This is a genomic window from Nocardia crassostreae (assembly GCF_001613405.1).
GTDB lineage: Bacteria > Actinomycetota > Actinomycetes > Mycobacteriales > Mycobacteriaceae > Nocardia > Nocardia crassostreae.
In genome coordinates, this window is record NZ_BDCH01000014.1 from 243446 (window position 1) to 267547 (window position 24102).

A 24102-nucleotide genomic window follows, 5' to 3' on the forward strand; every position below is an offset into this window, starting at 1 on the left:
GCTCCCTGACGGCTACGAGATGGAGCGGACGCTTCCATCGGCCGCGGACTGTTCGATGGCGGCGAGGAGCCGGTGGTGGCGCAGCGCGGTCTCGAAGCTGGGATACGGTTGTCGGCCTTCGGCGATGGCTCGAGCGACCTCCTGGTAGAGGGCTGCGATATTGGCCGGTGGGCCGATCCGGATGCCGGCGGGGACGGTGCGATAGGTGTCGGGTACGGGCTACTGAGGGCGGTATGCCAGGTGGACGACCACGCTCGTTCGACGCGGACGCCGCACTCGGCCACGCGCTGGAGGTGTTCTGGCGGCACGGCTACGAAGGCACCTCGCTGGCCGACCTGACCGCCGCGATGGGCATCAACAAGCCCAGCCTCTATGCCGCCTTCGGCAACAAGGAGGAACTGTTCGGCAAGGTCCTCGCCCGCTACCTCGACGGCCCCGGCGCCTACGCCGCCGACGCGCTGGACGCGCCCACCGGCCGCGAGGTCGTCGAGCGGCTGATCCACGGGGCCGTCGACCTGGCCGCGGGGGCGAACACGCCCCGGGGTTGCGTGTGCGTCAAGACCGTTCAAGCCTGCGGACCCGACTCGCACACGGTCCGCCGGGACGCCGTCGCGGTACGCAAAGCCGGTGAGTCGGCGCTGCGCAGGCGGCTCGAGCAGGCCACCGATCTGACGTCCCGCTGGGATCCGGCCGCCCTGGCGGCACTCGTGCACACGATCTCGGACGGCATCGCCGTCCAGGCCGCGGCCGGGCGCAGCCGCGACGAGCTGCGGCACGTCGCCGACGCGGCGCTGCGCGCCCTCCTGGACGAAGGCACCTAGGCCCACCGTGACGAGCGCGGATCGACTTGCCCGGCAGCCCCGTCCGGTTCGCAGACGACCACGGTGACCGCGCGCCGGGAATGCGGCCGGACCCTGAGCTGTTGGCTGCCGGTATGGCAAAGGACGATCTCGGAAAAGTCGGTGTCTGGCAGCACTACTCGGCCCTGAGCCCCGCCGCGGTGAGCGAGCTCGAGCAACTCGGCTACGGCACCGTGTGGCTCGGGGGTTCCCCGCCCGCGGATTGGGACGGATACGACGCCCTCCTCGAAGCTACCTCGACCCTCACCGTGGCCACCAGCATCATCAATATCTGGGCCACCCCGGCCAAAGACGCCGCGGCCGCCTTCCACCGCCTCGAGGACCGGTTCCCGGGCCGCTTCCTGCTCGGTGTGGGCGCCGGGCATCGGGAGCACACCGACGCCTACACCAAACCCTATGACGCGTTGGCCGCCTATCTCGACGACCTCGACGAGGCGGCGGTGCCCGCCGATCGGTGCGCTCTGGCCGCCTTCGGCCCGCGCGTGGCCACCCTCGCGCGCGACCGCACGCTGGGGGCGCTGCCGTATCTGACCGTTCCGGAACACACCGCGAGCCTGCGCGAGCTGCTTGGTCCCGACACCCTCATCGCCACCGAAAACAAGGTCGTCCTCGACACCGATGCCGAGCGCGCCCGCACGACCGGCCGCAATACCGTCGACTTCTACCTGGGTTTGCGCAACTACACCAGCAATCTGCGTCGTTACGGGTTCACCGACGCCGACCTGACCGCCCCTGCCAGCGACCGTCTCGTCGACGCGCTCGTCGCACACGGCAGCCCCGAGCAGATCGCCGACCGGCTCGCCGCGCACCTGCGCGCCGGGGGCGACCATGTGGCCGTGCAGATCCTCGGCGACCCGCTGCCCGCGCTGCGCGTCCTGGCTCCCGCACTGGCCGCGCACATCTAGCCGCCGGGTTTCGGAACCTCCTGGCGTGCAGGAGGTTCCGAGGGTCGTCGGGCGGTCAGCCCGCGGTCAGGTAGTTGTGCACGGGGTAGAAGGTGATTTCCGGGGGATTGGGTAGACCGACCTTGGCTGCGGCCGGGCCGATCTGCTCGGTGGCGAACCGTTCGAAGGTCTCCTGGGACTCCCACACATCGGTAACGCGAAAACCGGTGTCGTGGGCGGTGACCCAATGGAACAGACCGCCCGGAGCACCGGGACCCTGCGCGGTGAAGCCCAGGACCTCGAGCACTGCATCGTATTGGTCGAGTGTCGCTCCGGGGAACTCCAGCACTACACCGATTGCCATGATGACCGCCTTTCGTCGGACTCGTCGGCTTGCTGATGCCAACACGGCGAGGGTAGGCACCGCGACGCTCCCGCAGCGGGCCAACCGGGTGAAAACCCGGCGACACGCGGGTGCGCCGTGCGGAGGAAACACCGCGGCAAGATCGAAAATGCTGCCGCGCCCGGGCTATTCGCGCCAGCCGCGCAACTCCACGCCGCGCGCGAGGTCCACGCGGAACCGCACCGTGATCTCGGCGGTCGCGCCCGGCTCGAGCGGCAGCTTCCACGACAGTTCGCCGAGATCGGTGCGCTGCACCGGATCCGGGCGGACGGTGACGTCCTTGACGAGGATGCCGTCGTCACGCGAGACCGGGATCTGGTCCAGGACGGTGACTTTCGTGGCGCGGCGGCCGTAGTTGCCGATCGTGATGAGGTAGGTGAGCTCGCGGCGGGTGCTGCTGCCCAGCACGGCCTTGCCCGCCGTGCGTTTGACCAGCTCCCGCTCGACCCGGATGCGGTCGTCCACACCGAGATTCAGCTCGATCTCCTCCTTGGGCGCCCACACCTCCAGGGTGGTGGTGCCGACGAATTCGGATTCGTGGAACACCGAGGCCCGGCCGGGGCGCAGCGTGTGCTCGGAGGTGTTGACCGCGGTGGCGCGCAGGAACGCCTCCGGGCCGCGCACCGGGGCGGTCACGTGATCGAGCGCGGCGGCCAGATCGATGACCGCGACCGTGGCGCGATGAGCGGTGCCGTCGCCGGGGACCGCGACCGCCCGCGCGGGACGGTAGGTCGTGGCCGCGGCGCCGTGCTCGACGACCGGTTCGGGGGCGGCGGCGAAATCGTCGAGTTGCGCGGCGGCCTCGGCACGCGTGGGTGCGGATCGGGGCATCATCGCCCCGCCCGGCGCGGGCGGCGGCGCGCCGTAGGCGACGGCCGCGGCGACCGGCACGGGCGGGAGCATACGGTCGAGGAACCACGGGTGCAGCTCGGGCAGTTCGGCGGTGATGGCCGGGCGCGCCGTGGACAGGGCCAGCTCGCATTCGGGCCAGTCCTCGCCGGTGCTCTGGGTGATCTCGGCATACCAGGTGAGGGTGAGCTGCTCACCGCGCAACCGGATGTCGTAGCTCGAGGTCCAGCGCGCGTCGTCGATGACATAGGACAGGTCCAGCTCGATCTCCCCGGCCGCGGTCACATCCAGATCCACGACCACCGTGCGTCGATCGGGCTCGCGCTGCTTGCGATGCGCGGCGAGGCGGCGTTCGAGGGAGCGCGGATGCTGTTGCAGGGCAACGTCCACGCCCACCACGCTCGCCGCCCCGCGCCCATTGACGCGCACCGAATCCCGCACCAGCCCCAGCGGCAAACCGCCGAGCGTGATCTGCCGGGCCCCGGCCTCGACCGCGACGACCGCGCGCCGGGTGATGCGGGCGGGGCCCGGATAGACGATGACAGCGACGATGGGTGCATCCACAGTGGTCACGCCGCGAGGCTACCCGCGCCCCGCCCACGCCGCGACGATGTTTCGCCAGCATCCGAACCCCGATGCACCCCACCGGCGTTGCGCGACCGGCGATTCCCCTCGAGCGGAAGGCACGCACCGATCCGAGCGGGAGCCGAGCGTTGCCGCCACCGCGAGATGTCGCACCGTCTCCGGGGATTTCCCAGCGGGATGCGCCGACCGGTCCGGATGGGCGGCGGGCACCGGGACCACTGCGAGATGTCGCGCCGTCCGAGGACCGGTCAGCCGGGCTGGAAGAAAGCGAGCATGTTCTGGGCGGTGTCCGGTGCGGTCAGCAACTCCTGCAACTGCGCCGACATTCGCGCGGCGGCGCTGGTGCGGTCGAACATCTCGCGCTCGTATTCGGCGACGGTGCAGGCGAAGTCGTGCGGGTGCGCGGCCAGCGCACGGCCGAGCACCGCGCCGTCGAGCAACGCCATATTGGCGCCCTCGCCCACCGGCGGCATCAGATGCGCGGCATCCCCGACCAGCGTCAGCCCCGGCGTCGACGGCCAGGTCAAGCCCACCGGCAGCGTGGTGATCGCGCGCGGCACGATCGTGTCGTCGCAGGCGGCGATGAGCGCGGTGAACCGAGCGTCCCAGCCCGGCAGGAGCTCGATCAGCCGGGCCCGCGCCGCGGCCGGGTCGTCGACGGGAATGCCGCTGGTCGCGAACCAGTCCGCGCCGGTGTTGTAGAAGCTCACGCCGAGGCGCACCCGGCCGTCGCCATTGCGCTGCGCCACCAGCGACACCCCGTCGCCGAGACCTCATGGTCGACGCGATCTACGCCGAGATCCGACCCGAAGGCGACAGCTGGCGCACGGCGCTGCGCTCCCTCGCCGAAACCACCCGCAACGCCGCACACCAGCACGAATGGTTCGCCGACCTGCTCGGCGGCCGCCCCGCACTCGGCCCGCACGCCCTGGCCCGAGGCGAGGCCGTGGTCGCCGCCCTGCACGGCATCGACGTGGACGCCGTCATGCCGATCGTCGACGCCGTCACCGCCTACGTCATCGGCGCGGTGCGCCGCGAGATCACCGAACGACGCACCGAACGAACCACCGGCCTGGACCAGACCCAATGGCAGCAAACCTTCGGCCCGTATCTGGAGCGCACCTTCGCCACCGGCCACTACCCCGCCCTGGCCACGGTCATCCGCGACGCCGCCCACCTCGACCCCGACCAGACCTTCCACACCGGTCTGGATTTCCTCCTCGACGGCATCGGGGCCCGCCTGGCGAACTCACCGCACGGCGACCCCGGACCCTCGAACACGAAGCCGCCCAACCCGAATCGGTAACCCGCCCGCACCATAAAGGCGCGGCGCGGAATTGCTCAGTCGCCGTTGTCCTTCCGGGCGCGGCTGGGCTGGACGCGGGAAGGTTCGTTGGGCATCTTCGGGTATTGGGGTGGCCAGGGGGCGTCCATGAGGCCCGCGGCCAGGTCCTTGGCCGACATCTCGAGGAGGGGTTCGATCGACTGCGGGGTGCGGTCGGCCCAGGGGTCGCCCAGTTCGGCGACGCGGGCGGGGACGGTCGCGATGGTCATGTCGTCGTTGGTGACCGTGGGCAGCGCGTCCCAGGAGATGGGGGTGGAGACCTGGGCGCCGACCTTCGGGCGTACGCACCAGGCGCCGAATACCGTTTTGTGCGGGGCGTTCTGGTTGAAGTCGACGAAGACGCGCGAACCGCGTTCCTCCTTCCACCAGGCGGCGGTGATGGTGTCGGAGTGGCGGCGTTCGAGTTCGCGGGCCAGGGCCACGGCGGCGGCGCGCACCTGGTAGCCGTCCCAGCGCGGTTGCAGCAGGGCGTAGAGGTGCAGGCCGCGCGAGCCGGAGGTCTTCACGCGCACATCGATGCCCAGTTCGGTGCACAGGTCGCGGGTGGCCAGGGCGGCGGCGCGCAGATCGTCGAAGGAGATGCCCGGGGAGGGGTCGAGGTCGATGCGCAACTCGTCGGTGGCGCCGGTGCTGCCGGGATCGGCGTGCGTGGGCCAGACGTGAAAACCCAGGCAGCCCAGGTTGACCGCCCACAGAATGTGCGCCATGTCCGCGGCGACGAGAGCGTCGCTGGTGGTGCCGTTGGGGGTGGACACCACCGTGGTCTGCAACCAGTCCGGCACCGATTTCGGGACGCGTTTCTGGAACCAGGATTTGCCGGAGGCCCCGTCCGGATAGCGTTCCAGCAGCATCGGACGGTCCTTGATGGTGTTCATGATCGGCCCGGCGACCGCGAGGTAGTAGTCGACCAGATCGCGTTTAGTCTCCTCGCGCTTGCTGAAATAGATCTTGTCCGGATTGGTGATGGTGACGGTGCGCCCGTCGACCTCGATATCGGTTGCCGCGCTCACGATGTCGCGCCTCTCGCTTCCTCGAAAATGGTGGCGAGCTCGGCGGGTGCGACCTCGTCGAGCTGGGCGTAGGTGCACGAGGCGGGGGTGCGGTCGTCGCGGAAACGCACCAGCCGCCCGCCGTGGCGGAACCGCCCGGCCATGACGTGCTCGTAGCGGACCTCGGCGACCAGTTCCGCGCGCAACGGCTCCCAGGACAGATCCTTGCCGCCGGTCCAGCGACTCACCCCGCCGGGCATCTTGCCGTCGGCCTTGGCCTGGGCGGCGGCATCGGCCCAGTTCTTCCACGGATGATTGTCGAGGGCGTTCTCCCGCAACGGCTTGAGTTCTTCGACCAGTTCCTTGCGCCGCGCCGCGGTGAAACTCGACGCCACCCCGACATGGTGCAGGTTGCCCTCGTCGTCGAACAGGCCCAGCAGCAGCGAGCCCACGCCCACGCCGTCCTTGTGCCAGCGGAATCCGGCGACCACGCAGTCGGCGGTGCGTTCGTGCTTGATCTTCACCATGATCCGCTTGTCCTGCAGATACGGCAGATCCGCGGCCTTGGCCATGACCCCGTCGAAACCAGCGCCCTCGAACCGGGTGAACCAGTCGGTCGCCACATCCGGATCGTCGGTGATCGGCGTCAGATGCAGCCGGTTCACCCCGTCCTCGGCGGCATCGAGCACGGTCTCCAGCAGGCGGCGCCGCTCCCGGAACGGCTCGGTGGTCAGATCCCGGTCCCCGAGCGCGAGCAGATCGAAACCGACGAAACTGGCCGGTGTCTCGACCGCGAGCTTGTTGACCCGCGACGCCGCCGGATGCAGCCGCTGCTGCAACGTGTCGAAATCCAGGCCGTTCTCGGTGACGACCACGATCTCGCCGTCGAGGACGCACTTGTCGGGCAGCGCGGCGGCGAGCAGTTCCACCAGTTCGGGGAAGTAGCGGGTCAGCGGCCGGTCGTTGCGGGAGCCGAGTTCGATCTCGTCGCCGTCGCGGAAGACGATGCAGCGGAACCCGTCCCATTTGGGCTCGAACAACAGCCCGGGTTCGCGCGGCACCGTCGACACGGATTTGGCCAGCATGGGTTTGACGGGCGGCAGCAGGGGCAGCTCCACACGACCTCCTCGGGTAGGACTTACCCAGGTAGACGCCGTGACCGGCCCGGATTCACCGGTCGGCGGTTCAGGAAGATCGTACCGACCGGGTCGGACAGTTCGGGGTATTGCACCGGCAGCCCGTGCCGGGATGCAGCGACTGCACCGCGGCCCGGGCGCTGCCGCCCCGACTCACCGGCCCCGACCCACCCGCGTCCGGTCCGCCGCCCGCGCGATCAGTTCTCGATCCAGCCGTGCTGATCGGCGAAGGCCGTCAACCGGTCCCGGATGGTGAGAATCTCCCCGGCCGTCAAGGCCGGGGAGGCGTCGAGGAGCAGTTCGGTGATGAGCCGCTTGTGCTCGGCCTCCGACATCTGCCCGCCGCGTTTGTCGTTCTTGTGCCGGACCGGTGCGGCCGCGCCGCCGACCAGGGCCAGGTTGATCGCCTTGGGCCCCCGATCGCCTTCGGTCACATCGAATTCGAACACCCGCCCCTGCCGCAGCTCGTCTTCGTCGAGCCCGATGTCGTTGACGTGGACGAACACATCGGGCCCCCCGTCTTCCGGACGGATGAAACCGAAACCCCGAGAGCTGTCGAACGACACCAATTTCCCGATGGACACCTTAAAACACCCGCTCCTCGTCGCCGCGTCCCTCTGTCTGGGACTTTAGTCGGCAGGTCGATCATTGTTGGAAGAAAGTGCCTTTTGCAACGAATCGAACACCGTCAGCCCCTGTCCCACCATGCCGGTGATCATTTCCCCGACCCCGTCGGGCCCGTTGAGCACGGTCACATTGGCATCGGCCAGCCCGAGCGCGGCGTGCTTGACGATCTCGGGCAGCTGTTCGATGAGCAGCTGATCGAGGGCGATGCGATTGTTCGACGCCGCCGCCTCGGCCTGGATGCGAGTGCGGTCGGCCTCGGCCACGGCCAGGATGCGCACCCGTTCGGCTTCGGCCAGTGCGGGTTTGACCACTTCGGCCTGCAACTGCTGTTCGCGCAGTTCGGCTTCCTTGCACGCCTGCTCGGCCTGGGCGGTGAGCACCTCCTGCAGCGCCACCGCCTGAGCGAGCGGACCGGCTTGGGCGGCTTCGGCATTGGCCTTGTCGATATCGCGCTGGTACTGAGCGCGCAGCACCGCGGTCTGGCGCGCGTATTCGGCCTGGCGGCGCAGCGATTCCTGTTCGGCCTCGGCCGCAGCCTGGGCGGCGGCGGCCTGGGCGATCTGGGCGATCTGGGCGTCGCGCTGCACGGCGGCATTGTGCGGGGCGGCCAAGGCGGTGATGTACCCGAGGCCGCCGTCGTCGATGGACTGGATCTGGAAGGAATCCACCCACAGCCCGATATTGCTCATCTCCACCTTGGAGGCCACCAGGACCTCGTCGGCCAGGCGCTGGCGTTCGCGAATGATCTCCTCCACCGTCATCGAGCCCACGATGGAGCGCAGATGCCCGGAGAAGATGCGACCGGTCAGCACCGACATCTCCTGCTCCTGTTCGGACAGGAACCGTTGCGCGGCATTGACGATGGAGCCGGTGTCGTTGGCGACCTTGAACGCGATGACCGCGCGCACATCCAATTGGATGGCCTGCTTGGTGACGCAGCGTTCCTTGATCTCGGCCTCGAACATGGCCAGCGACAGATACCGCACCTTGCGGAAGAACGGCATGACCCAGGCGCCGTGGCCGATGACCACCCGGAACGGCGCATTGTCCTTGGTGCCGCCGCCGGAGACCAGCATGACCTCGTCCGGATCGGGCACGTGATAACCGAGCACTGTGATTTCTCCCCTCGAAACGAAAACTACTCCGCGCCTTGTCAATCGCCGGGAAGGGGGATCCACGCAATAACATCGACCAGACGGCCGGGATGGACGGCCACGACGAGCACGCTCGCGCCCGCGGCCAGGGGCTCGTCGGAGCGTGCGATGTAGAGTTCGGTTCCCCCTCGGATGGCGACGAGCACCTCGCCCAGCGCACCGGCGCCGCGCAGAGGTGTGGTGAGCGTACCGGTCAGCCCCAGCACCGGGTCGGACATTTCGGGAAGCTCCTCGTCGCGGCGGTGCCCGTCAGACTACGCGGCGAAACCGCCAGGTGAATGGTCGGATTCGGAATCGATCACCGGATACGGTAGCCATGGGGTTGCTATCGCTCGGTATGATGGGCCGGGTTATTGCCGCCATCGATGCTCCACTCTCGCGTGAGGACCGACATGGGCAAGCGCGCCAGACCTGCCGATCCCGTGGATTCGGCCGGGAAACAGCTTGCGCCCGAACCCGATCCGGGCGATCCGTCGGAATTCGAGATCCGCGCCGAGGCGGCCGCCGAGACCGCGGCGGAGAACTTCTACGACAACGATGACGGCTGGCCGCCGCCGCGCTGATCGCGGCGCGCGCAACATTCGCGTGAACGGCGCTACTCCGGCGCGTCAACCGAAGCGAAATTGTGCTGTTACCTCGTCCCCCGACCTGGCAGGCTGAAGCGGTGACCCCTCCTCCGGATATAACGACCGGCGACCCGGCCGACGACAAGCTCGACGCCCGCGTGTTCAAGATCGCCGGTGTGGTGGTGCTCGGTGCGATCATGTCGATCCTCGACGTCACGGTGGTGACCGTCGCGATCCCGACATTCCAGACCATTTTCGACACCACCTACGCCATTGCCGCGTGGACCATGACCGGCTACACCCTGGCGCTGGCCACCGTCATCCCGCTCACCGGCTGGGCCGCCGACCGCTTCGGCACCAAACGCCTGTACATGGCGGCGCTGGTCTTCTTCGTGCTCGGCTCGGTGCTGTGCGCCACCGCCTGGAACATTGGCTCGCTCATCGGCTTCCGCGTCATCCAGGGCCTGGGCGGCGGCATGCTCATGCCGCTGGGCATGACGATCATGACCCACGCCGCCGGGCCGCACCGGATCGGGCGGGTCATGGCGGTGCTGGGCGTGCCGATGCTGCTGGGCCCCATCGCCGGACCCATTCTGGGCGGCTGGCTCATCGACAGCTTCTCCTGGCACTGGATCTTCCTGATCAACCTGCCCATCGGCATCGTCGCGCTGATCTACGCCTGGATCGTGCTGCCCGCCGACCAGCCCGAACCCTCGGAATCGTTCGACTTCCTCGGAATGCTGCTGGCCTCACCGGGTCTGGCGCTGTTCCTCTACGGCGTGTCCTCGATTCCCGAGGCCGGGACCGTGGCCGCGCGCAAGGTGCTCATCCCCATGATCATCGGCGCGATCCTGCTGGTGGTGTTCGTCTTCCACGCCCTGCGCGCGGTGCATCCGCTCATCGATCTGCGGCTGTTCAAGAACTCCTCGCTGCGCTACGCCGTCATCACCATGACCCTGTTCGCCATGGCGTTCTTCGGTTCCGGGCTGCTGCTCCCGAGCTATCTGCAACAGGTGCGCGGGGAGTCCACGTTGATGGCGGGCCTGCTCATCGCGCCCCAGGGTCTCGGCGCCATGCTGACCATGCCGATCGCGGGCCGCCTCGTGGACAAGATCGGGCCCGGCAAGATCGTGCTCACCGGTATCGCGGTCATGTCGATCGGCATGGCGTACCTGACCCAGGTCACCGCCGACACCCCGTATCCACTGCTGCTGGGCGCGCTGTTCGTGATGGGCCTGGGCATGGGCTGCACCATGATGCCGACCATGACCGCCGCCATCCAGACGCTGACCCACGCGCAGGTGGCGCGCGGCTCGACGCTGATGAACATCGTCAACTTGGCGGCGGGCGTCCTCGTCGGAGAAGCCGCGGCGCAGCAGGTCCAGCACGAAATCCGCGCGGACGCTGCCGTCGGCCGAACCGATGAGGGCGCTGCACACGGTGCGCACCAGGGGGGCGCGGCGGCGGGCCTGGTCGGCGAAAATGCGTTTGGACGCCTGGATGTCGGTATTGACGATGCGGGCGCCCACATTGGTGAGGATGACATCGCCGGAGTCGACGGTCAGGAAACCCAGCAGGGCGGCGGCGTCGACGAGCGGGAGCAGATCGTCGAGTTCGAAGTTGAGTTCGTCGGCGACCTCGGGCAGATCGGCGCGCCCGGCGCGGCCCCACACCAGCTCCAGCAGACCCGCGATGCCGCCGACGGAGGCGTCGGGCAGCGGGGTCGCGAACGGGGTGGCCGAATCCGGGGTGGCGACGGCCTCGGCGGTGTCGCGGCCGGTGAGCAGGCCGTAGATGTGATCGACCAGGGCGGTGAAACCGGGGGCGCGGCGATTGCGCGGGCGCGGCTGATCGACGGTGACCTCGGCGATGATGTGGCCGGGATTGGAGCCCAGCACCACCACCCGGTCGGCCAAAAGCACCGCCTCCTCGATGTTGTGGGTGACGATACAGATGCATTTGGTGGGGAAATCGGTGGTGGCCCACAGGTTCACCAGTTCGGTGCGCAGGTTCTCCGCGGTCAGCACGTCCAGCGCGGAGAAGGGTTCGTCCATGAGCAGCAGATCCGGTTCCAGCACCAGGGCGCGCGCGAAACCCACGCGCTGGCTCATACCGCCGGACAGCTCCTTGGGGTAGGCGGTTTCGAAACCGTCTAGGCCGATGCGGTCGATGGCGTCGAGGGCCAGGCAGCGGCGCTCGGCGGGGGCGACCCCGCGCGCGGCCAAGCCCAGTTCCACATTGTCCTGCACGGTCAACCACGGCATCAGCCCGAAGGACTGGAACACCAGGGCCGCACCGGGATTGGAGCCGGTCAACGCCTGACCGCGGTAGTCGACCTGGCCGCCGGTCGGGGCCAGCAGCCCGGCGATAATGCGCAGGATGGTGGATTTGCCCGAGCCCGAGCGGCCCAGCAGCGCCACGATCTCGCCCTCACGCAATTGCAGATCGACGGCTTCCAGGACCTGCAGCGGTTCCCCGCCCGCGCCGGTGAACGACATGGCCACCGCGCGCAGATCCATGAGGACCTCGCCGGTGGAAATCGTATGTGTCATGGGGTTTCTCCCGTCTTCACAGCGAGTACCGGCGTTGCGCGAGCGCGTAGAGCCGCCGCCAGAACAGTCGATTGATGCCGACGACGTAGGCGCTCATGACGAGCACGCCGACCAGGATGCGCGGGAAGTCACCCACCCGGGTGGCGTCGGCGATATAGGAGCCCAGGCCGGTGGCGACCAGGGTGGAGGGACCGAATTCGACGATCTCGGCGACGATGGAGGCATTCCAGGCCCCGCCCGCCGCGGTCAGCGCACCGGTCACGTAGGAGGGGAAGATGGCGGGCAGGATCAGCCTGCGCCACCACAGAGTGCGCGGCAGCCGCAGATTCGCCGCCGCCTCGCGCAGATCGTTGGGGACCGCGGCGGCCCCGGCGATCACATTGAACAGGATGTACCACTGCGCACCGAGGGCCATGAGCGCGATGGCCGCCCATTGCAGGCTGGCGCCGGTGGCCAGCAGCACCGCGGTCACCAGCGGGAACAAGAAGTTGGCGGGGAAGCTGGCCAGCACCTGCACGATGGGCTGGGCCAGCCGGGTCACCTTGGGGTTCAAGCCGATCCACACCCCGATCGGCACCCACACCGCACTGGCCACGATCAGCAGCACGATGACGCGGCCCAGGGTGATGACGCCCAGCAGGGCGGCGTGGGCGAGTTCTCCGAAGCCGACGGTGGTGTGGATGTAGTGCAGCAACAGCACCGCCCCCACCGTGAGCGCGACCACGACCACCGCGTCGGCGACGCGGCGGCGCAGCACCGGCACATACAGCGGGCGTTCGGCCAGGCCGAACACGCTCATCACCCGATCCATCGGATACACCAGCGGGCCGAACGCCCGCGCCAGCAGACCCGGGATGTGGGAGCGGCGCAACAGATCCAGGACCAACGAGCGGGGGGCGTCGGCGGATTCGGAGTCCTCGACGCGGAATCGCTCCGCCCACACCGTGATCGGCCGCCAGAACAGCACATTGAGCCCGATCACCATGACGATCATGGTGGCCACCGCCAGCAGCACCTTGGCGGTATCGGATTCCGCGGCTGCGCTGGCCACATAGGAGCCGATACCGGGCAGCGCGTACTCGCGATTGTTGACGCTGATGGCCTCGGCGGCGGTGAGGAAGAACCAGCCGCTACCGAAACTCATCATGGCGTTCCAGACCAGCGGGAACATGCCCGAGGGCACATCCACGCGCCAGAACCGCTGCCAGCGTGAGAGTCTCAGGTTGCGGGCGGCCTCGTCGAGTTCGCGCGGCTGCGAGATCAGCGACTGATAGAACGCGAAGGTCATGTTCCACGCCTGCGAGGTGAAGATCGCGAAAATGGACGCGGCCTCCAAACCCAGCGACGATCCGGGGAACAAGGCGATGAACCCGGTGATGGTGATCGACAGGAAACCCAGGATCGGCACCGACTGCAAGATGTCCAGGCCCGGCAACAGCACCTTCTGCGCGCGCGGCAGCCGCGCGGCCGCGGTCGCGTAGACGAAGGTGAACGCGATCGACAACCCCAGGGCGGCGAACATGCGCAGCAGTGAACGCGCCGCGTAGTAGGGCAGCTGCGCGGGATCGGTGGAGATCGTGGCCGGGGTGTCGGCCTGGTCGAAGGGCACGTCCACCCCCGCCGACACCTTGACCACGATCCAGATCAGCACCGCCGCGCCCACGAACACCGCGGCATCGGCCCAGCGCGAACGCGGCCGATCCAGCGCCGGATTCGAGGTGTAGCCGCGCACCGGCGGCAGCGCGCGGGTCATGCCTCGCTCAGCTTTTCCGGCACGGTGCGCCAGGCGACGCTGGTCACCGAGGGCTCCAGGCTCAACCGGCTCACCGCGGTCTCCATCTGCCGGTCGTCGCGACGATCCCCGGTCAGCTCGGCGCGCACCTGCACCCGGCCCGGCTGGGTGTCGTGGCTCGAGATCGACACCAGCCGGAAATCGGTGCGGGTCAGCGACTGCACCAGCAGCGCCCGCACATTCGCCTCGTGCGCGTCGTCGGTGTCGGCGGTGAACGCGTACAGCGCCTCGGTCTCGCTGCCGTCGGACACCGGGCGATCCACCGCGCGCGCCGCGGTGCGCAGCGCGGTGTTCACGATGACCACCACCACCGTGCCCGCCGCCGCCGTCGAGAACATGCCCGCACCCGCCAGCGAACCCACCGCAGCCGAGCACCACAGGGTGGCGGCGGTATTGAGGCCGCGAATGTTGAACCCATCGCGCAAGATCACGCCCGCGCCCAGGAACCCGATGCCCGACACAATCTGCGCCGCCACCCGCGTCGGATCGGCGGTGGCCCCGGCGAACCCGTGCGCGGACAACAGCACGAACAACGTCGCACCGGCCGCGACCAGCGCGTTCGTCCGTAAACCGGCCATGCGGGCCCGGTACTGGCGCTCGAACCCGATGATCGCGCCCAACCCGACTCCGGCCCCGAGCCGCAACAGCATTTCCAACGTCGTCACGACGCCCTCCCAAACAGAGATCGGCGCACTCGAACAGCGACGCTACAGGGATGCGGGCATCACGCAGCGAAGAAAAGGAGTGTCGCCTGGTGAACGATTGGCTAACGGAACTCTGTCCGGTCCATCGGGCACGACAACCACCTCCTCGACGCAGCGCACGCACCGGAAACGGAGTGGAGACCTGCGGAACTCGCGAGGTAGGGGCACCACTCCTCGTAAGACCTTCAGCACTGCACGGCGTGAACCCACCACCAGGGTGGGAGCCGGTCGGGACTACCCCTTAATCCGGGGAAGCCTGTCCTGACCATTGGCGTCTCTCGACGTTTCCGGTCGCCGGCCTGTATCCGTGCAGGAACCTCAGCTAACGACGGCACCTTGCGTCAGCGAGTAAACACCCCACCCCATCGCCACCGCAACCCGATGTGGCCCCCGTCGCACCCGCCCCGGTCACCCCTCGAAGCGATCGCGGCACCGTACCGATCCGGCGGCGCACCCGTGCACGGCAAGCCAGACCTGTTGTGCGGCAGGTGTATCCGGGCCTCGGGACGCCGCCGCGCAGGTCGGCTCCGCGCGGTGCACGAGCGCGGCGATCCGGTCGGCGCATTCGCCTCGCCGCACGGGACGAGCTCGGGCCGGGTCAGTGGTGCGCGGCGGTATCGGCGCGGCGGGCGAGTTCGCCGATGCGGTCGGCGAACTCGGGCCACAGTTCGCGCGGCAAGCTGTGACCCAGGCCGTCGACGACGACGAGTTCGGCGCCGGGAATGGCGGCGGCGGTGGCGCGGCCGCCGCTGACATCGATGATCGGATCGTCGGTGCCGTGAATGACCAGGGTGGGCGCGTGCACCGTGTGCAACTGTGCGGTGCGGTCACCGGTGGCCAGTACGGCGATCATCTGCCGCATCATCGAGGCGAAATCGTGGTCGCGGTCGTAGGCGCGGGCGGCGGTCGCGGCGACCGCGGCCTCGTCGAAGACGAAACCGGGGGAGGCGAGCGCACGGGTGACCCCGACCCGCCAGGCGATATACCCGTCGCGATCCTGCGGCGGCGGGCCGCCCGCACCGAACGCACCCGGAGCGGCTTGCCCCACACCGGGATTGCCGGTCGTCGACGAGATCGAGGTCAGCGACCGCGCCCGCGCGGGATGCTCGGCCGCCAGCGTCTGCGCGATCATCCCGCCCTGCGACAGCCCCACCACATGAGCGCTGTCGACCCCGAGCGCATCGAGCAGACCGACGGCATCGGCCGCCATATCCGACAGGGTGTAGGCCGTCGAGGACACATCACAGCCGATCGCGGCCATGATGTCGGGCTCGGGCGCATTCACCAGATGGGTCGAATGCCCGGCATCGCGATTGTCGAACCGGATCACCCGAAACCCCCGTCCCACCAACTCCGCACAGAACCCGTCCGGCCAATGCACCAACTGCGCCCCCGCCCCCATGACCAGCAACAGCGCAGGATCCCCCGGATCCCCAACCATCTCGTAGGCGATATCCACCCTCGCCGGACCCACGCCCACAGCCGTCCGCTCGCTCATACACCCTCACCTCCTCCGGCCCCGAATAGGCTCGGACCAGCGATTATGCCCCCGCCCCGGGCCCTTGCCACAAGCCCACCCGCCCGATGTATGTTGAAGTGGGAAGGAATTCGCGCCCACCGTCGGCACCCACTGCACAATGGCATCGACTGCCGCGCGCGTCAGGCATCCACTCCGTTGTGAGTCCGCGACTTCCGGCCATTCCGCCACGCCGATTCCGGTGCTGCGCCCCACCGCTGATTCCCGCCCTGCGCCTCAGGTCTCTCCCGCACTGCGCCGAAGGTCTCTCCGACACTGCGCGCCGAGCGTTTCCGGCACTGCTCGACCGGATCGCCGTGCTGGCGGGCGTGATCCTGGGGATCGCGGCGCTGTGGCTGTTCGGGCAGTTCGGCCAGATCGCCTGCGCACAAGGGCCACAGTGCGGGCTGAGCAATACCGGGGCCGGGGCGGCGGGGCTCATGTGGCTGGGTATTGCGCTCGTGCTGGTGGTGTCCCGGGCGGGGATGCGGGATCAGCGACGGTGGCCATGGTTGTGGCCGGTGCTTGCGATCGCGGCCATCACCGCCGTGGCGCTGCTGGGCGTGGCCGTCTTCGTCATCGCCCCGTAGCAAAGACTGCGGCACCGGCGGATTCGGCAGTCGGTGCATGAGCGCACCGTCTGCCTCGCGGGTTCGGCTCAGGGGCGGTACATGCCGCGGTAGGCGGCGATGGTTTGCACCAGGTGGTCGACGATCTGGTCGCGGGTGGCGCGCAGGGTGCCGTTGAGCCAGGCCGAGAACATGCCCGCATTGCCGGAGGCCATGGTGACGGCGGCGACGCGGCGTTGGACGGGGTCGGCGATGTGGGAGAAGAGGTGGTCCTGGATGAGGCGGGTGAAGGCGGGCATGACGGCGATGGTGGCCTGGCCCAGGCCGGTGGAGGAGTAGGGCTCGACGAGGAACAGGCGGGATTTGCGGGGGTCTTCGAGGACCTTGTCGACCAGGATTTCCGAGAGGGCGCGGTCGCGGGTGGGGTCGTCGGCGACGGCGAAGGCGGTCATGGGCTCGAAGAATTCGTCGGCGATCTGACGGTAGAGGACGTCGAGGAGTTCGTCTCGGCTGGCGAAGGATTCGTAGAAGTAGCGGTCGGTGAGGTTGGCCTTGCGGCAGACCGCGCGCATGGTGACCGCCCCGGCGCCGGAGTCGCCGATCAAGTCCAGGGCGGCATCGAGCAGCGCGGCGCGGCGCGCCTCACGGCGTTCGGTGAGAGTCGTTCCGCCCCAGATGCGGGGTTCGGCGTCGGAGGAGGGCTGGCCTGTCTGCACCGGGTCAAGGGTAGTGCCGTTCTCCTGGACTTATGCAATGGGCTGCTGCCAGGTTCCTGCTTTATCGAGGCTGCTTGCCGGTCGGCGCAAGCGCCGACCGGTAGAGGCGGAGAACTCTCCACAGGCTGATACCGAGGAACTCCCGGCGTATTCGATCGATCCAGGATGTTCTACCCATGCGCTGCTTGGTTTTCGCCCCGCATGCATTGCATGATCGACGAGCCCTCCTCCGATACCTGTTCAGACCCTATTCGGCGAAGCGGCAACACGAAAGCCGTGGCGGGCAACACGCTTGGCGATCGTTCGGCAATGGGTGCGGGTCAGCGCAGGACGACGCAGGCGCTGCCGAGGTTGATGCAGGTGCCGACCTCGAAGTAGTCGGTCGACGCCTGGCCGAAGTAGGAGTCGGCGTAGATGCGGTGCCAGCCCGCGACCTGCGGGGTCCAGTTGGTGGTGGCGCGGCCGTTGCTGCCGATGGTCACCGATTGCGGGCTGAACGTGCCGTAGGCGCCGATGTCGTGGAACCAGGCGGCATCGCCGGGGCGGCCTTCGACGGTGACGGTGTAGGAGCAGCTCGAGCCGTAGCGCAGGCTGCCCAGCCCGATGGAGGCGCCGGGGGAGACGTCGACCCGCCACACCGCGGCGTGGGCGGCGGGCGCGGTGAGCGCGAGGGTCGCGGTCAGGGCGGCGAACGTGGTGGCGGCGGTGGCGAAAGCCGATGTGCGGGACCCGATCATGGGTGATCATCCTCTTGCAGGAATTTCGGACGAGTGAGAACTGCCGGAAGGTGGACAGCGGCTGCTCCCCGCGGCGGCCCGAGCTGCCCGGCGACACCATTGGCGCATGTACGCCAGTGTCGGCGCATTGCCGGACCGACACGCGCGGAACGGACTCCGCGTTCGGTATCCGGCCGCCCCGCTGCGCATCACCGGATGCCCGGTGGCGTGGAAATGCTTGGTGGCGTGATTGCCGACCGAGGAATCACAGCAGGCGACGTGCCCGCATTCCAGGCACATGCGCAGATGCACCCACACCTGCCCCTCGGCCAGGCATTCCCCGCACGCGTCGGGGGTATCGGGCACCTGCACGGTGGGCGCCTCGTTCAGGTGCGCGCAGCCCGCGGAGACGGTGGCGGTCAACGGTTCCCCGGTCTCCCCGGCCTCGGCGATGCGGTCGATGGTGGATTCCTCGATATCGAGGGTGCCCATCACCTGCTGCAGCACCTCGTGATCGACGGTGCCCGAATCCCGCACGGCGAGCACCGTTTCGCGTTCGGCGGCCAGCATGACCAGCCGCAGCCGCCGGTATTCGCCGCTGGGGGGTGATGCGCTGGGATTCCGAGCGCCCCAGCAACTCCAACGCCGAGCGCGCCCGCACCGTGACCCGGTTGCGCAGCGCTTCGACGACCTCGGGCGGGGTGTCGGGGGTGATGGCGTGCTCGAGCGCGGCCAGCCCGGCCGAGGTGGCCTGCTGCAGCAGATTCGCCTCTTGCAGCAGATCCTCGGCGTGGCTGGGGCCGCGTAGCTTCAGCCACCGCACCAGCCACGGCAGCGAGATGCCTTGCAGCAGCAATGTTCCGGCGACCACCACCACGGCCAGCAGGATGAGCGTCGCCCGTTCGGGCGTGTCGGCGGGCAGCAGCAGCGCCGCGGCGAGGGTGACCACCCCGCGCATGCCCGCCCACGACACCACCGCCGGTCCGGTCCAGTGCGGCCGCGGCTTGCCGAGCCGCCGCCCTTCCAGCCGCCAGGCCAGATGCGTGGACGGGAACACCCACAGCGGCCGCGCCACGATCACCGTCACCAGCACCGCCGCGCAGGTGAGCAGCAGCGTCGAATGCGGCAGCCCGCTGTGCCAGGCGTCCTCGACGAAATGCCGCATCTGCAAGCCGATGAGCAGGAACACCGCACTCTCGAGCAGGAAGGCGATGGTGCGCCAATTGGTGTGCTCGGAGATGCGCGAGGCCGCGCTCTGCCAGTGCGGTGCCTGATAGCCGAGAATGAGCCCGCAGGTGACGACCGCGATCACCCCGGAGGAATGCACCGCCTCGGCAGGCAGATACGCGATCCACGGCGCGAGCAGCGACACGCTCGTATCCAGCACCGGATCAGTGATGCGCCGCCGCAGGAACGCCAGCAGCAGCGCCGCCGCGATACCGATCAGCGCCCCGCCCCCGGCCGCGGCGATGAAATCGGCCCCCGCCTCCCACATGGTGATGGTGCCCGCCGTCGCCGCGATCGCCGTGCGCAGCGTCGTGAGTGCCGTCGCATCATTGAACAGCGACTCCCCTTCCAGCAGTATCACGATCCGCCGCGGCATCCCGACCCGCCGCGCGACCGCGATCGCCACCGCCGCCGCGAACGGCACCGGCAGCAGCCAATACACGACGGCCCCCACCGCGAACGCCGTGAACAGCACCAGCCCCACCGACAGCAGCGTGATCGAGATCTTCTTCGGTTTGAAATCGACCAGCGACGTCCGAATAGCGGTGGTGTACAACAACGGCGGCAACAACCCGAGCAACACCAACTCGGGCTCGACATCCACCTCCGGCACGAACGGCAGATAGGAGGCGATCACCCCCGCGATGGTGAGCACGAACGGCTCCCCGACCCCGAACCGGCGGGCCAGGGCCGCCAGCCCCACCGCCACCGTCACCAGCACGACCAGCCCGAACGCGACCTCCACAACCGATCATCGTGCCAGCCCCGGCGTGTCGCGCACGCACCGCCCAGCGCGTGTCCGCCACCCGATCCCCCTCACCACCCTCGCCACCACCCGAACTCGCCGCCGAGCAGGTAATGATGCAGGGCCCGTCTCGGCGTTTACCCGCACCATTACCTGCGCGACGGGGGTGGGTCAGGTGGGGCGGGGGGTGGATTCGAGGGGTTTGCCGGTGTCGCGCCAGGCGGTGATGCCTCCGGCGAGGCTGGTGGCGTCGAAGCCGGATCGGCGGGCGAGGGCGGCGAAGCGTACGGAAACCTCGCCGACGGGGCAGACGAAAACCAGTGGGCGCGAACGGGGGAAGGGGATGCCGTGGGTGAGCATGTCTTCGAGGTGGTCGTCGCGGATATTGATGGCGCCGGGGAGGTGGCCGATGCGGTAGGCCATGGCGCCGCGGGTGTCGACGATCGTCGGGCGGGATTCGCGGTCGAGGGTTTCGAGTTCGGCGGGGGTGGGGGCGGTGGCGCGGGTGGGGCGGCCGAACAGGTCGGGGCGGCGTTTGCGGATGTAGGACAGGTACGGTTCGAGGCGGTCGCAGACGATGAAGACCGCGACCAGGGGGCGCTCGGGTGGACGGTCCACGGCGGCAAGCACATCCAGGGCGGCGGCGTAGGTGGCGCCGCTGGTGGGTCCGGCCAGGACGCCGTGGCGGAGTGCGAGTGCGACGGTGGCGTCGACGGCGCGTCCGGCTTCGACGGCGACGATGCGGTCGTAGAAGTCGGGTTGGAACAGGCCGACGTCCCAGAGTTCGGTTTCCGAGCGGATGCCGGGGATGAAGTCGCTGCGTTCGGAGACGATCGCGATGGTGCGCAGGTCCGGATTGTGTTTGCGCAGAAAGGTGGCCGCGCCGCGGGTGGAGCCGGTGGTGCCAAGACCGCCGAGCAGGTAGTCGACGCGGGTGATGCCGTCGCGGGCCAGATCGTCGTGGATTTCGCGGCCGGTGCCCTCGTAGTGGGCTTCGATGTTCTTCTCGCTGGTGTACTGCGAGGGGTGATGCCAGGCGCCGGGCGCGCGTGCGAGGGTGGCTTCGATGACGGAGTAGACGTCGTTGGGCGCGGTGGGATCCGGGCATTCGGACAGGCCGGGCAGTTCCTCGATCTCGGTGCCCAGCAGCTGCAGCAGCTCCCGCACCTCGGCGACCTTGATGCGATTGGTGACCGCGCGCAAGCCGACCCCGTACATGGCGCCCAGAATGCGCAGCGCCTTGGCGGTATTGCCGCTGGAGGCCTCGATGAGGGTCTGCCCGCCCGCGACGATGGCGTCGAGTTCGTCGCGGATCATGCCCCAGGCGACCCGGTCCTTGACCGACCCGAACGGATTACAGGATTCGAGCTTGGCGTAGAGCTCGATGCCGGGCAGCCCGTGCACGGCCGGATCCAGTCGCAGCAGCGGGGTGTTGCCGATGAGTTCGGTGATGTGGTCGTAGCGCATCAGTGCACTCCGTGCCGGTCCGGCGCCGGGCGCGGCGCGTAGTCGTGGTCGCGGCACACCCGGAAACCGCTGTCGTGTGCGGTGACCGCGAGCTTGGGTGGCAGCGGATGCATGGAGGCACACGCTGCCGACAGATCCATGTGGTAGGCGCCGGTATTGGGGAACACCAGCAGATCGCCGGGGTGCGGGCGATGCGGCAGCCATACCTTGTGATTGGTGATCAGATCGCGTTCCAGGCACAGCCGCCCGGCCAGGAACACCCCCACCGGGTCGGTCTCGGGCGCGGGGTGGGCGCGGGCGGGCAGCAGCAGCGGGTCGACCATCACCTCCTGATCGGCGGGGGTGACGGTGTCGCGGCTGACATCGAGATTGACCAGCGTCGCCCCGTCGGCGGTCTCTTTCACGAATTCCACCCGCGCCAGGGTGATTCCGGCGTGATCGACGAGGGCCTTGCCGGGCTCGAGCCAGATCTCGAGGAGGTTCTCCGCGGCCAGTTGCGCGATGGCGCGCCCGCCGTGGGCGTCGAGTCCGGCGTCGAGCAGATCGGCGAGCATTGCCTCGGCGGGCACGGTATTGGCGTATTTGTGGAACACCGGGGTGCCGTGCACGGCGCCGCCGTCGAGATGGAAGCCGAAGGTGTTGCCGCCCCACGCCATCGGCTCCCCGCGCCCCAGCAGCGACTCCCGCAGCGCCACCACGTAGGCGTCGAAGGCGTCGGCGTCGGCGGTGAACACCTGCCGGAAGCCGCCGCCGATATTCAGCACGGCCGGGGTCAGACCGTGTTCGTAGGCGCGTTCGGTCAGTTCCAGGCAGGTGTCCACGGCGCGTACGCGTTCGGCGGGCTTCCCGGAATCGATGTGGAAGGCGAAGCCGCGGAAGGCGATCAGGTCGCGGTGGGCGGCCAGCAGCTCCAGGACCGCCTCGACCTCGCGCAGCGGCGCCCCGAACCGGCTCACCGGCGTGCCCGCGAATCCGGACAGTCGCACCAGCACCGGCGCCCGGGTGCCGGGGTCGGCGAGTTCGGCCAGGCGGCGCAGTTCCCACCCATTGTCGACATTGATCGTCATGCCGGTGCCCAGCAGCGTGCGCAGCAACCCCTCGCCCTTGGGCCCGGTCACCTCGATGCGTTCGGGCGCGAACCCCGCCGCCACCGCCCCGGCCAGCTCGGCCGCCGAGGCCACATCGATGCCGATCCCTTCGTGCTCAGCGGTGCGCACGAAGGCGCGGGACTGATTGACCTTGTGCGCGTAGCAGATCCGATACTGCGACGGCTGCGCGTCGAGCACCGCGCGCAGCCGCGCCAGATTGTCGGCGAACACCTGCGGGAACACCAGATGCGCGGGGGAGCCGAACCGGTCCAGGGCGTCCTCGGCCGCGCCGGGCGCATCGAGGAACCCGCGCACCAGCGGATGGATCTTCGCCGGCAGTCGCGGCGCGGTGGCAGCCGTCATACGGCCGTTTCCGTGGCGGCCGCGGCGGGCAGTTCGACGGTCGGGTTGTAGCCGCTGTCGCGCAAGGCCTCGAAGGCGCGATGACGGTTGCGGGGACTGCGGAATTCGGCGGTGACACGCTTGCTGATCAGATCGATGCCGTGCACCGCGATATCCATCGACTCCAGGACCCCGGTGATGGTGCGCACGCAATGCTTGCACGTCATGTCCGGCACATAGAACAGCTGATCGGTGCCCGCCTCGGTGCTGTCGGGGCCGGGATCGACCGGCACCTCGGCGATCGTCAGCCGGGTGACCACGGTGGTGAACAGGTCGGTGAACCTGTCCGCCACCATGTAGTGCGCGCCGTCGAGCTGATGCGGCATGGCCGCCAGGCATGCCGGGCGGGTGCCCGGCGGCAGCAGCGCGTACTGGCGTGAGATCAGGTCCAGCTCTTCGTGATAGCGGCCGATGGCCTCCTCCACGGTCAAGCCCTCCACATGGGTGGCGCGGCGCATGGTGCGGTGGGCGTCCTCGATGGTCATATCCTTCATGGCGCGCAGCGTGGCCACGGTCTCGGCGGAATAGCGCACCGTCCCGTCCGGTTGGGTGGCCAGGGTGACCGCGATCATCCCGCGCCGATAGCTCGATGCCTGCAACTCCCAGAACCAGCGGGTCGCCACCGCGGCGTAGATGCCCGAATCGCGCATGCCCACCGCGAATTCGGCCGGACTGCGGTACGGCGTCCAGCGCGCCAGCAGCGCGTGCTGGGCCAGCGCGCGCCCGCACGCCTCGATGCCGACCCGGAAGATCTCGCCCGGTTCGTGATCGGTGGTGGTGCCCGCCAGCACCGCCCGCTCCCGGTCCGACAGCCGCGAAACCCGTTGCGCCAGGGACGTATCGGCGTCGAGGGCATGCCAGAGCCCCAGCACCGTCTCGCGCATGGCGATGGGCACGATCGGTCCCAGGCCCCCGGCGTGGAAGTGCCTGGTATTGGGCACGCCGTCGCTGTCGGTCCAGGCGATGCGGTGGGTGGCGCTGGTGACCTGTTCGGCGCGGCACGGGCGCATGAACCGCTCCAGATACAGCCGCTGCGACAGCGTCAGATGCGATCCGGGTTCGAAACCCACAGGCGTGCACGTGTATTCGATGCGCCGCGGCGGCGGGACCGGTGCGGGCCCGCCCAGTCCGGGGCGGGCCAGACCGGCCAGCACGCGGGAGGCGGCGCGCCGGTCGTAGCGGGGTGGATGGCCGTTGCTCGTCATGTGAC

General features: G+C 69.1%; 21 protein-coding genes, 4 pseudogenes and 1 riboswitch. Of the genes and pseudogenes, 6 read left to right on the plus strand and 19 right to left on the minus strand.

The window, feature by feature from the left end; genetic code table 11:
• Nucleotides 1-233 precede the first annotated feature (233 nt).
• Both NC4_RS13715 and NC4_RS13720 read left to right on the plus strand, forming a co-directional pair.
• Complete coding sequence (locus NC4_RS13715; RefSeq protein ID WP_067537317.1) at nucleotides 234-821, plus strand: TetR/AcrR family transcriptional regulator; 588 nt, start codon at nucleotides 234-236, stop codon at nucleotides 819-821.
• 113 nt (nucleotides 822-934) lie between these two features.
• On the plus strand, nucleotides 935-1765 hold the full coding sequence (locus tag NC4_RS13720; RefSeq protein ID WP_067538041.1) for an LLM class F420-dependent oxidoreductase: 831 nt from the start codon (nucleotides 935-937) through the stop codon (nucleotides 1763-1765).
• A gap of 55 nt (nucleotides 1766-1820) precedes the next feature.
• Here NC4_RS13720 and NC4_RS13725 read toward each other — a convergent pair whose 3' ends face one another.
• From NC4_RS13725 to NC4_RS13735, 3 genes are all read right to left on the minus strand, one after another.
• The gene (locus tag NC4_RS13725; RefSeq protein WP_067537320.1) at nucleotides 1821-2108 is read right to left on the minus strand and encodes a hypothetical protein; all 288 of its coding nucleotides are present in this window, start codon (nucleotides 2106-2108) and stop codon (nucleotides 1821-1823) included.
• A 165-nt stretch (nucleotides 2109-2273) separates the two neighbouring features.
• Nucleotides 2274-3569: a DUF4139 domain-containing protein gene (locus NC4_RS13730; protein ID WP_067537323.1), complete on the minus strand. Its 1296-nt coding sequence runs from the start codon at nucleotides 3567-3569 to the stop codon at nucleotides 2274-2276.
• A gap of 260 nt (nucleotides 3570-3829) precedes the next feature.
• The gene (locus NC4_RS13735) at nucleotides 3830-4330 is read right to left on the minus strand and encodes an FAD-dependent oxidoreductase (RefSeq protein WP_245721672.1); all 501 of its coding nucleotides are present in this window, start codon (nucleotides 4328-4330) and stop codon (nucleotides 3830-3832) included.
• A gap of 26 nt (nucleotides 4331-4356) precedes the next feature.
• On the opposite strand from NC4_RS13735, the gene NC4_RS13740 reads away from it, so the two are divergent.
• Nucleotides 4357-4887 carry a TetR/AcrR family transcriptional regulator C-terminal domain-containing protein gene (locus NC4_RS13740; protein ID WP_084529038.1) on the plus strand — a complete coding sequence of 177 codons (531 nt, stop codon included), beginning with the start codon at nucleotides 4357-4359 and terminating at the stop codon, nucleotides 4885-4887.
• A 35-nt stretch (nucleotides 4888-4922) separates the two neighbouring features.
• Here the strand turns inward: NC4_RS13740 and NC4_RS13745 are convergent, their stop codons facing one another.
• From NC4_RS13745 to NC4_RS13765, 5 genes are all read right to left on the minus strand, one after another.
• Nucleotides 4923-5936 (minus strand): DNA polymerase domain-containing protein, encoded by a 1014-nt coding sequence (locus tag NC4_RS13745; protein WP_067537326.1) that lies wholly within the window; start codon nucleotides 5934-5936, stop codon nucleotides 4923-4925.
• Nucleotides 5933-7033, minus strand: a complete 1101-nt coding sequence (locus tag NC4_RS13750) for an ATP-dependent DNA ligase (protein ID WP_174566849.1) — start codon at nucleotides 7031-7033, stop codon at nucleotides 5933-5935. The genes NC4_RS13745 and NC4_RS13750 overlap by 4 nt, the downstream gene beginning before the upstream one ends.
• Before the next feature lie 215 nt (nucleotides 7034-7248).
• Complete coding sequence (locus NC4_RS13755; protein ID WP_067537328.1) at nucleotides 7249-7635, minus strand: cold-shock protein; 387 nt, start codon at nucleotides 7633-7635, stop codon at nucleotides 7249-7251.
• Nucleotides 7636-7680: 45 nt separating this feature from the next.
• The gene (locus NC4_RS13760; RefSeq protein WP_067537331.1) at nucleotides 7681-8790 is read right to left on the minus strand and encodes an SPFH domain-containing protein; all 1110 of its coding nucleotides are present in this window, start codon (nucleotides 8788-8790) and stop codon (nucleotides 7681-7683) included.
• Between the two features lie 41 nt (nucleotides 8791-8831).
• Complete coding sequence (locus tag NC4_RS13765) at nucleotides 8832-9050, minus strand: NfeD C-terminal domain-containing protein (protein ID WP_067537334.1); 219 nt, start codon at nucleotides 9048-9050, stop codon at nucleotides 8832-8834.
• Nucleotides 9051-9212: 162 nt separating this feature from the next.
• Here NC4_RS13765 and NC4_RS40185 point away from each other — a divergent pair, with 162 nt between their 5' ends.
• Together NC4_RS40185 and NC4_RS42550 are read left to right on the plus strand one after the other, a co-directional pair.
• Complete coding sequence (locus NC4_RS40185) at nucleotides 9213-9395, plus strand: hypothetical protein (protein ID WP_157554678.1); 183 nt, start codon at nucleotides 9213-9215, stop codon at nucleotides 9393-9395.
• A 101-nt stretch (nucleotides 9396-9496) separates the two neighbouring features.
• A pseudogene (locus tag NC4_RS42550) lies at nucleotides 9497-10747 on the plus strand (DHA2 family efflux MFS transporter permease subunit); the annotation flags it as partial.
• A 42-nt stretch (nucleotides 10748-10789) separates the two neighbouring features.
• On the opposite strand, the pseudogene NC4_RS42555 reads toward NC4_RS42550, so the two are convergent.
• The 4 genes and pseudogenes from NC4_RS42555 to NC4_RS13785 all read right to left on the minus strand — a co-directional run.
• Nucleotides 10790-11950: pseudogene (locus NC4_RS42555) on the minus strand (ABC transporter ATP-binding protein); the annotation flags it as partial.
• Nucleotides 11951-11966: 16 nt separating this feature from the next.
• Nucleotides 11967-13703, minus strand: coding sequence for an ABC transporter permease (locus tag NC4_RS13775; protein ID WP_067537336.1), 1737 nt, complete (start codon nucleotides 13701-13703; stop codon nucleotides 11967-11969).
• The gene (locus tag NC4_RS13780) at nucleotides 13700-14407 is read right to left on the minus strand and encodes an MgtC/SapB family protein (protein WP_067537339.1); all 708 of its coding nucleotides are present in this window, start codon (nucleotides 14405-14407) and stop codon (nucleotides 13700-13702) included. Before NC4_RS13780 ends, NC4_RS13775 begins: the two co-directional genes overlap by 4 nt.
• 201 nt (nucleotides 14408-14608) lie before the next feature.
• Nucleotides 14609-14783: riboswitch (M-box (ykoK) riboswitch) on the minus strand.
• A gap of 261 nt (nucleotides 14784-15044) precedes the next feature.
• Nucleotides 15045-15944 (minus strand): alpha/beta fold hydrolase, encoded by a 900-nt coding sequence (locus NC4_RS13785; protein ID WP_067537341.1) that lies wholly within the window; start codon nucleotides 15942-15944, stop codon nucleotides 15045-15047.
• A gap of 179 nt (nucleotides 15945-16123) precedes the next feature.
• Between NC4_RS13785 and NC4_RS40190 the strand changes: the two genes are divergently transcribed.
• A complete protein-coding gene (locus NC4_RS40190) occupies nucleotides 16124-16552 on the plus strand; it encodes a hypothetical protein (protein WP_157554681.1) in 429 nt (142 codons plus the stop codon).
• 68 nt (nucleotides 16553-16620) lie between these two features.
• Here the strand turns inward: NC4_RS40190 and NC4_RS13795 are convergent, their stop codons facing one another.
• From NC4_RS13795 to NC4_RS13820, 7 genes and pseudogenes are all read right to left on the minus strand, one after another.
• Nucleotides 16621-17247: a TetR/AcrR family transcriptional regulator gene (locus tag NC4_RS13795; RefSeq protein ID WP_067537347.1), complete on the minus strand. Its 627-nt coding sequence runs from the start codon at nucleotides 17245-17247 to the stop codon at nucleotides 16621-16623.
• 320 nt (nucleotides 17248-17567) lie between these two features.
• On the minus strand, nucleotides 17568-17984 hold the full coding sequence (locus NC4_RS13800; RefSeq protein ID WP_067537349.1) for a hypothetical protein: 417 nt from the start codon (nucleotides 17982-17984) through the stop codon (nucleotides 17568-17570).
• A 168-nt stretch (nucleotides 17985-18152) separates the two neighbouring features.
• Nucleotides 18153-18425 (minus strand): annotated as a pseudogene (locus NC4_RS45125) (UBP-type zinc finger domain-containing protein); the annotation flags it as partial.
• Between the two features lie 412 nt (nucleotides 18426-18837).
• A pseudogene (locus tag NC4_RS44605) lies at nucleotides 18838-19935 on the minus strand (cation:proton antiporter); the annotation flags it as partial.
• Between the two features lie 171 nt (nucleotides 19936-20106).
• Complete coding sequence (locus NC4_RS13810) at nucleotides 20107-21402, minus strand: pyridoxal-phosphate dependent enzyme (protein ID WP_067537355.1); 1296 nt, start codon at nucleotides 21400-21402, stop codon at nucleotides 20107-20109.
• The gene (locus NC4_RS13815) at nucleotides 21402-22853 is read right to left on the minus strand and encodes a type III PLP-dependent enzyme domain-containing protein (RefSeq protein ID WP_067537358.1); all 1452 of its coding nucleotides are present in this window, start codon (nucleotides 22851-22853) and stop codon (nucleotides 21402-21404) included. Before NC4_RS13815 ends, NC4_RS13810 begins: the two co-directional genes overlap by 1 nt.
• On the minus strand, nucleotides 22850-24097 hold the full coding sequence (locus NC4_RS13820) for a heavy-metal-associated domain-containing protein (protein WP_067537360.1): 1248 nt from the start codon (nucleotides 24095-24097) through the stop codon (nucleotides 22850-22852). The genes NC4_RS13815 and NC4_RS13820 overlap by 4 nt, the downstream gene beginning before the upstream one ends.
• Nucleotides 24098-24102 lie beyond the last annotated feature (5 nt).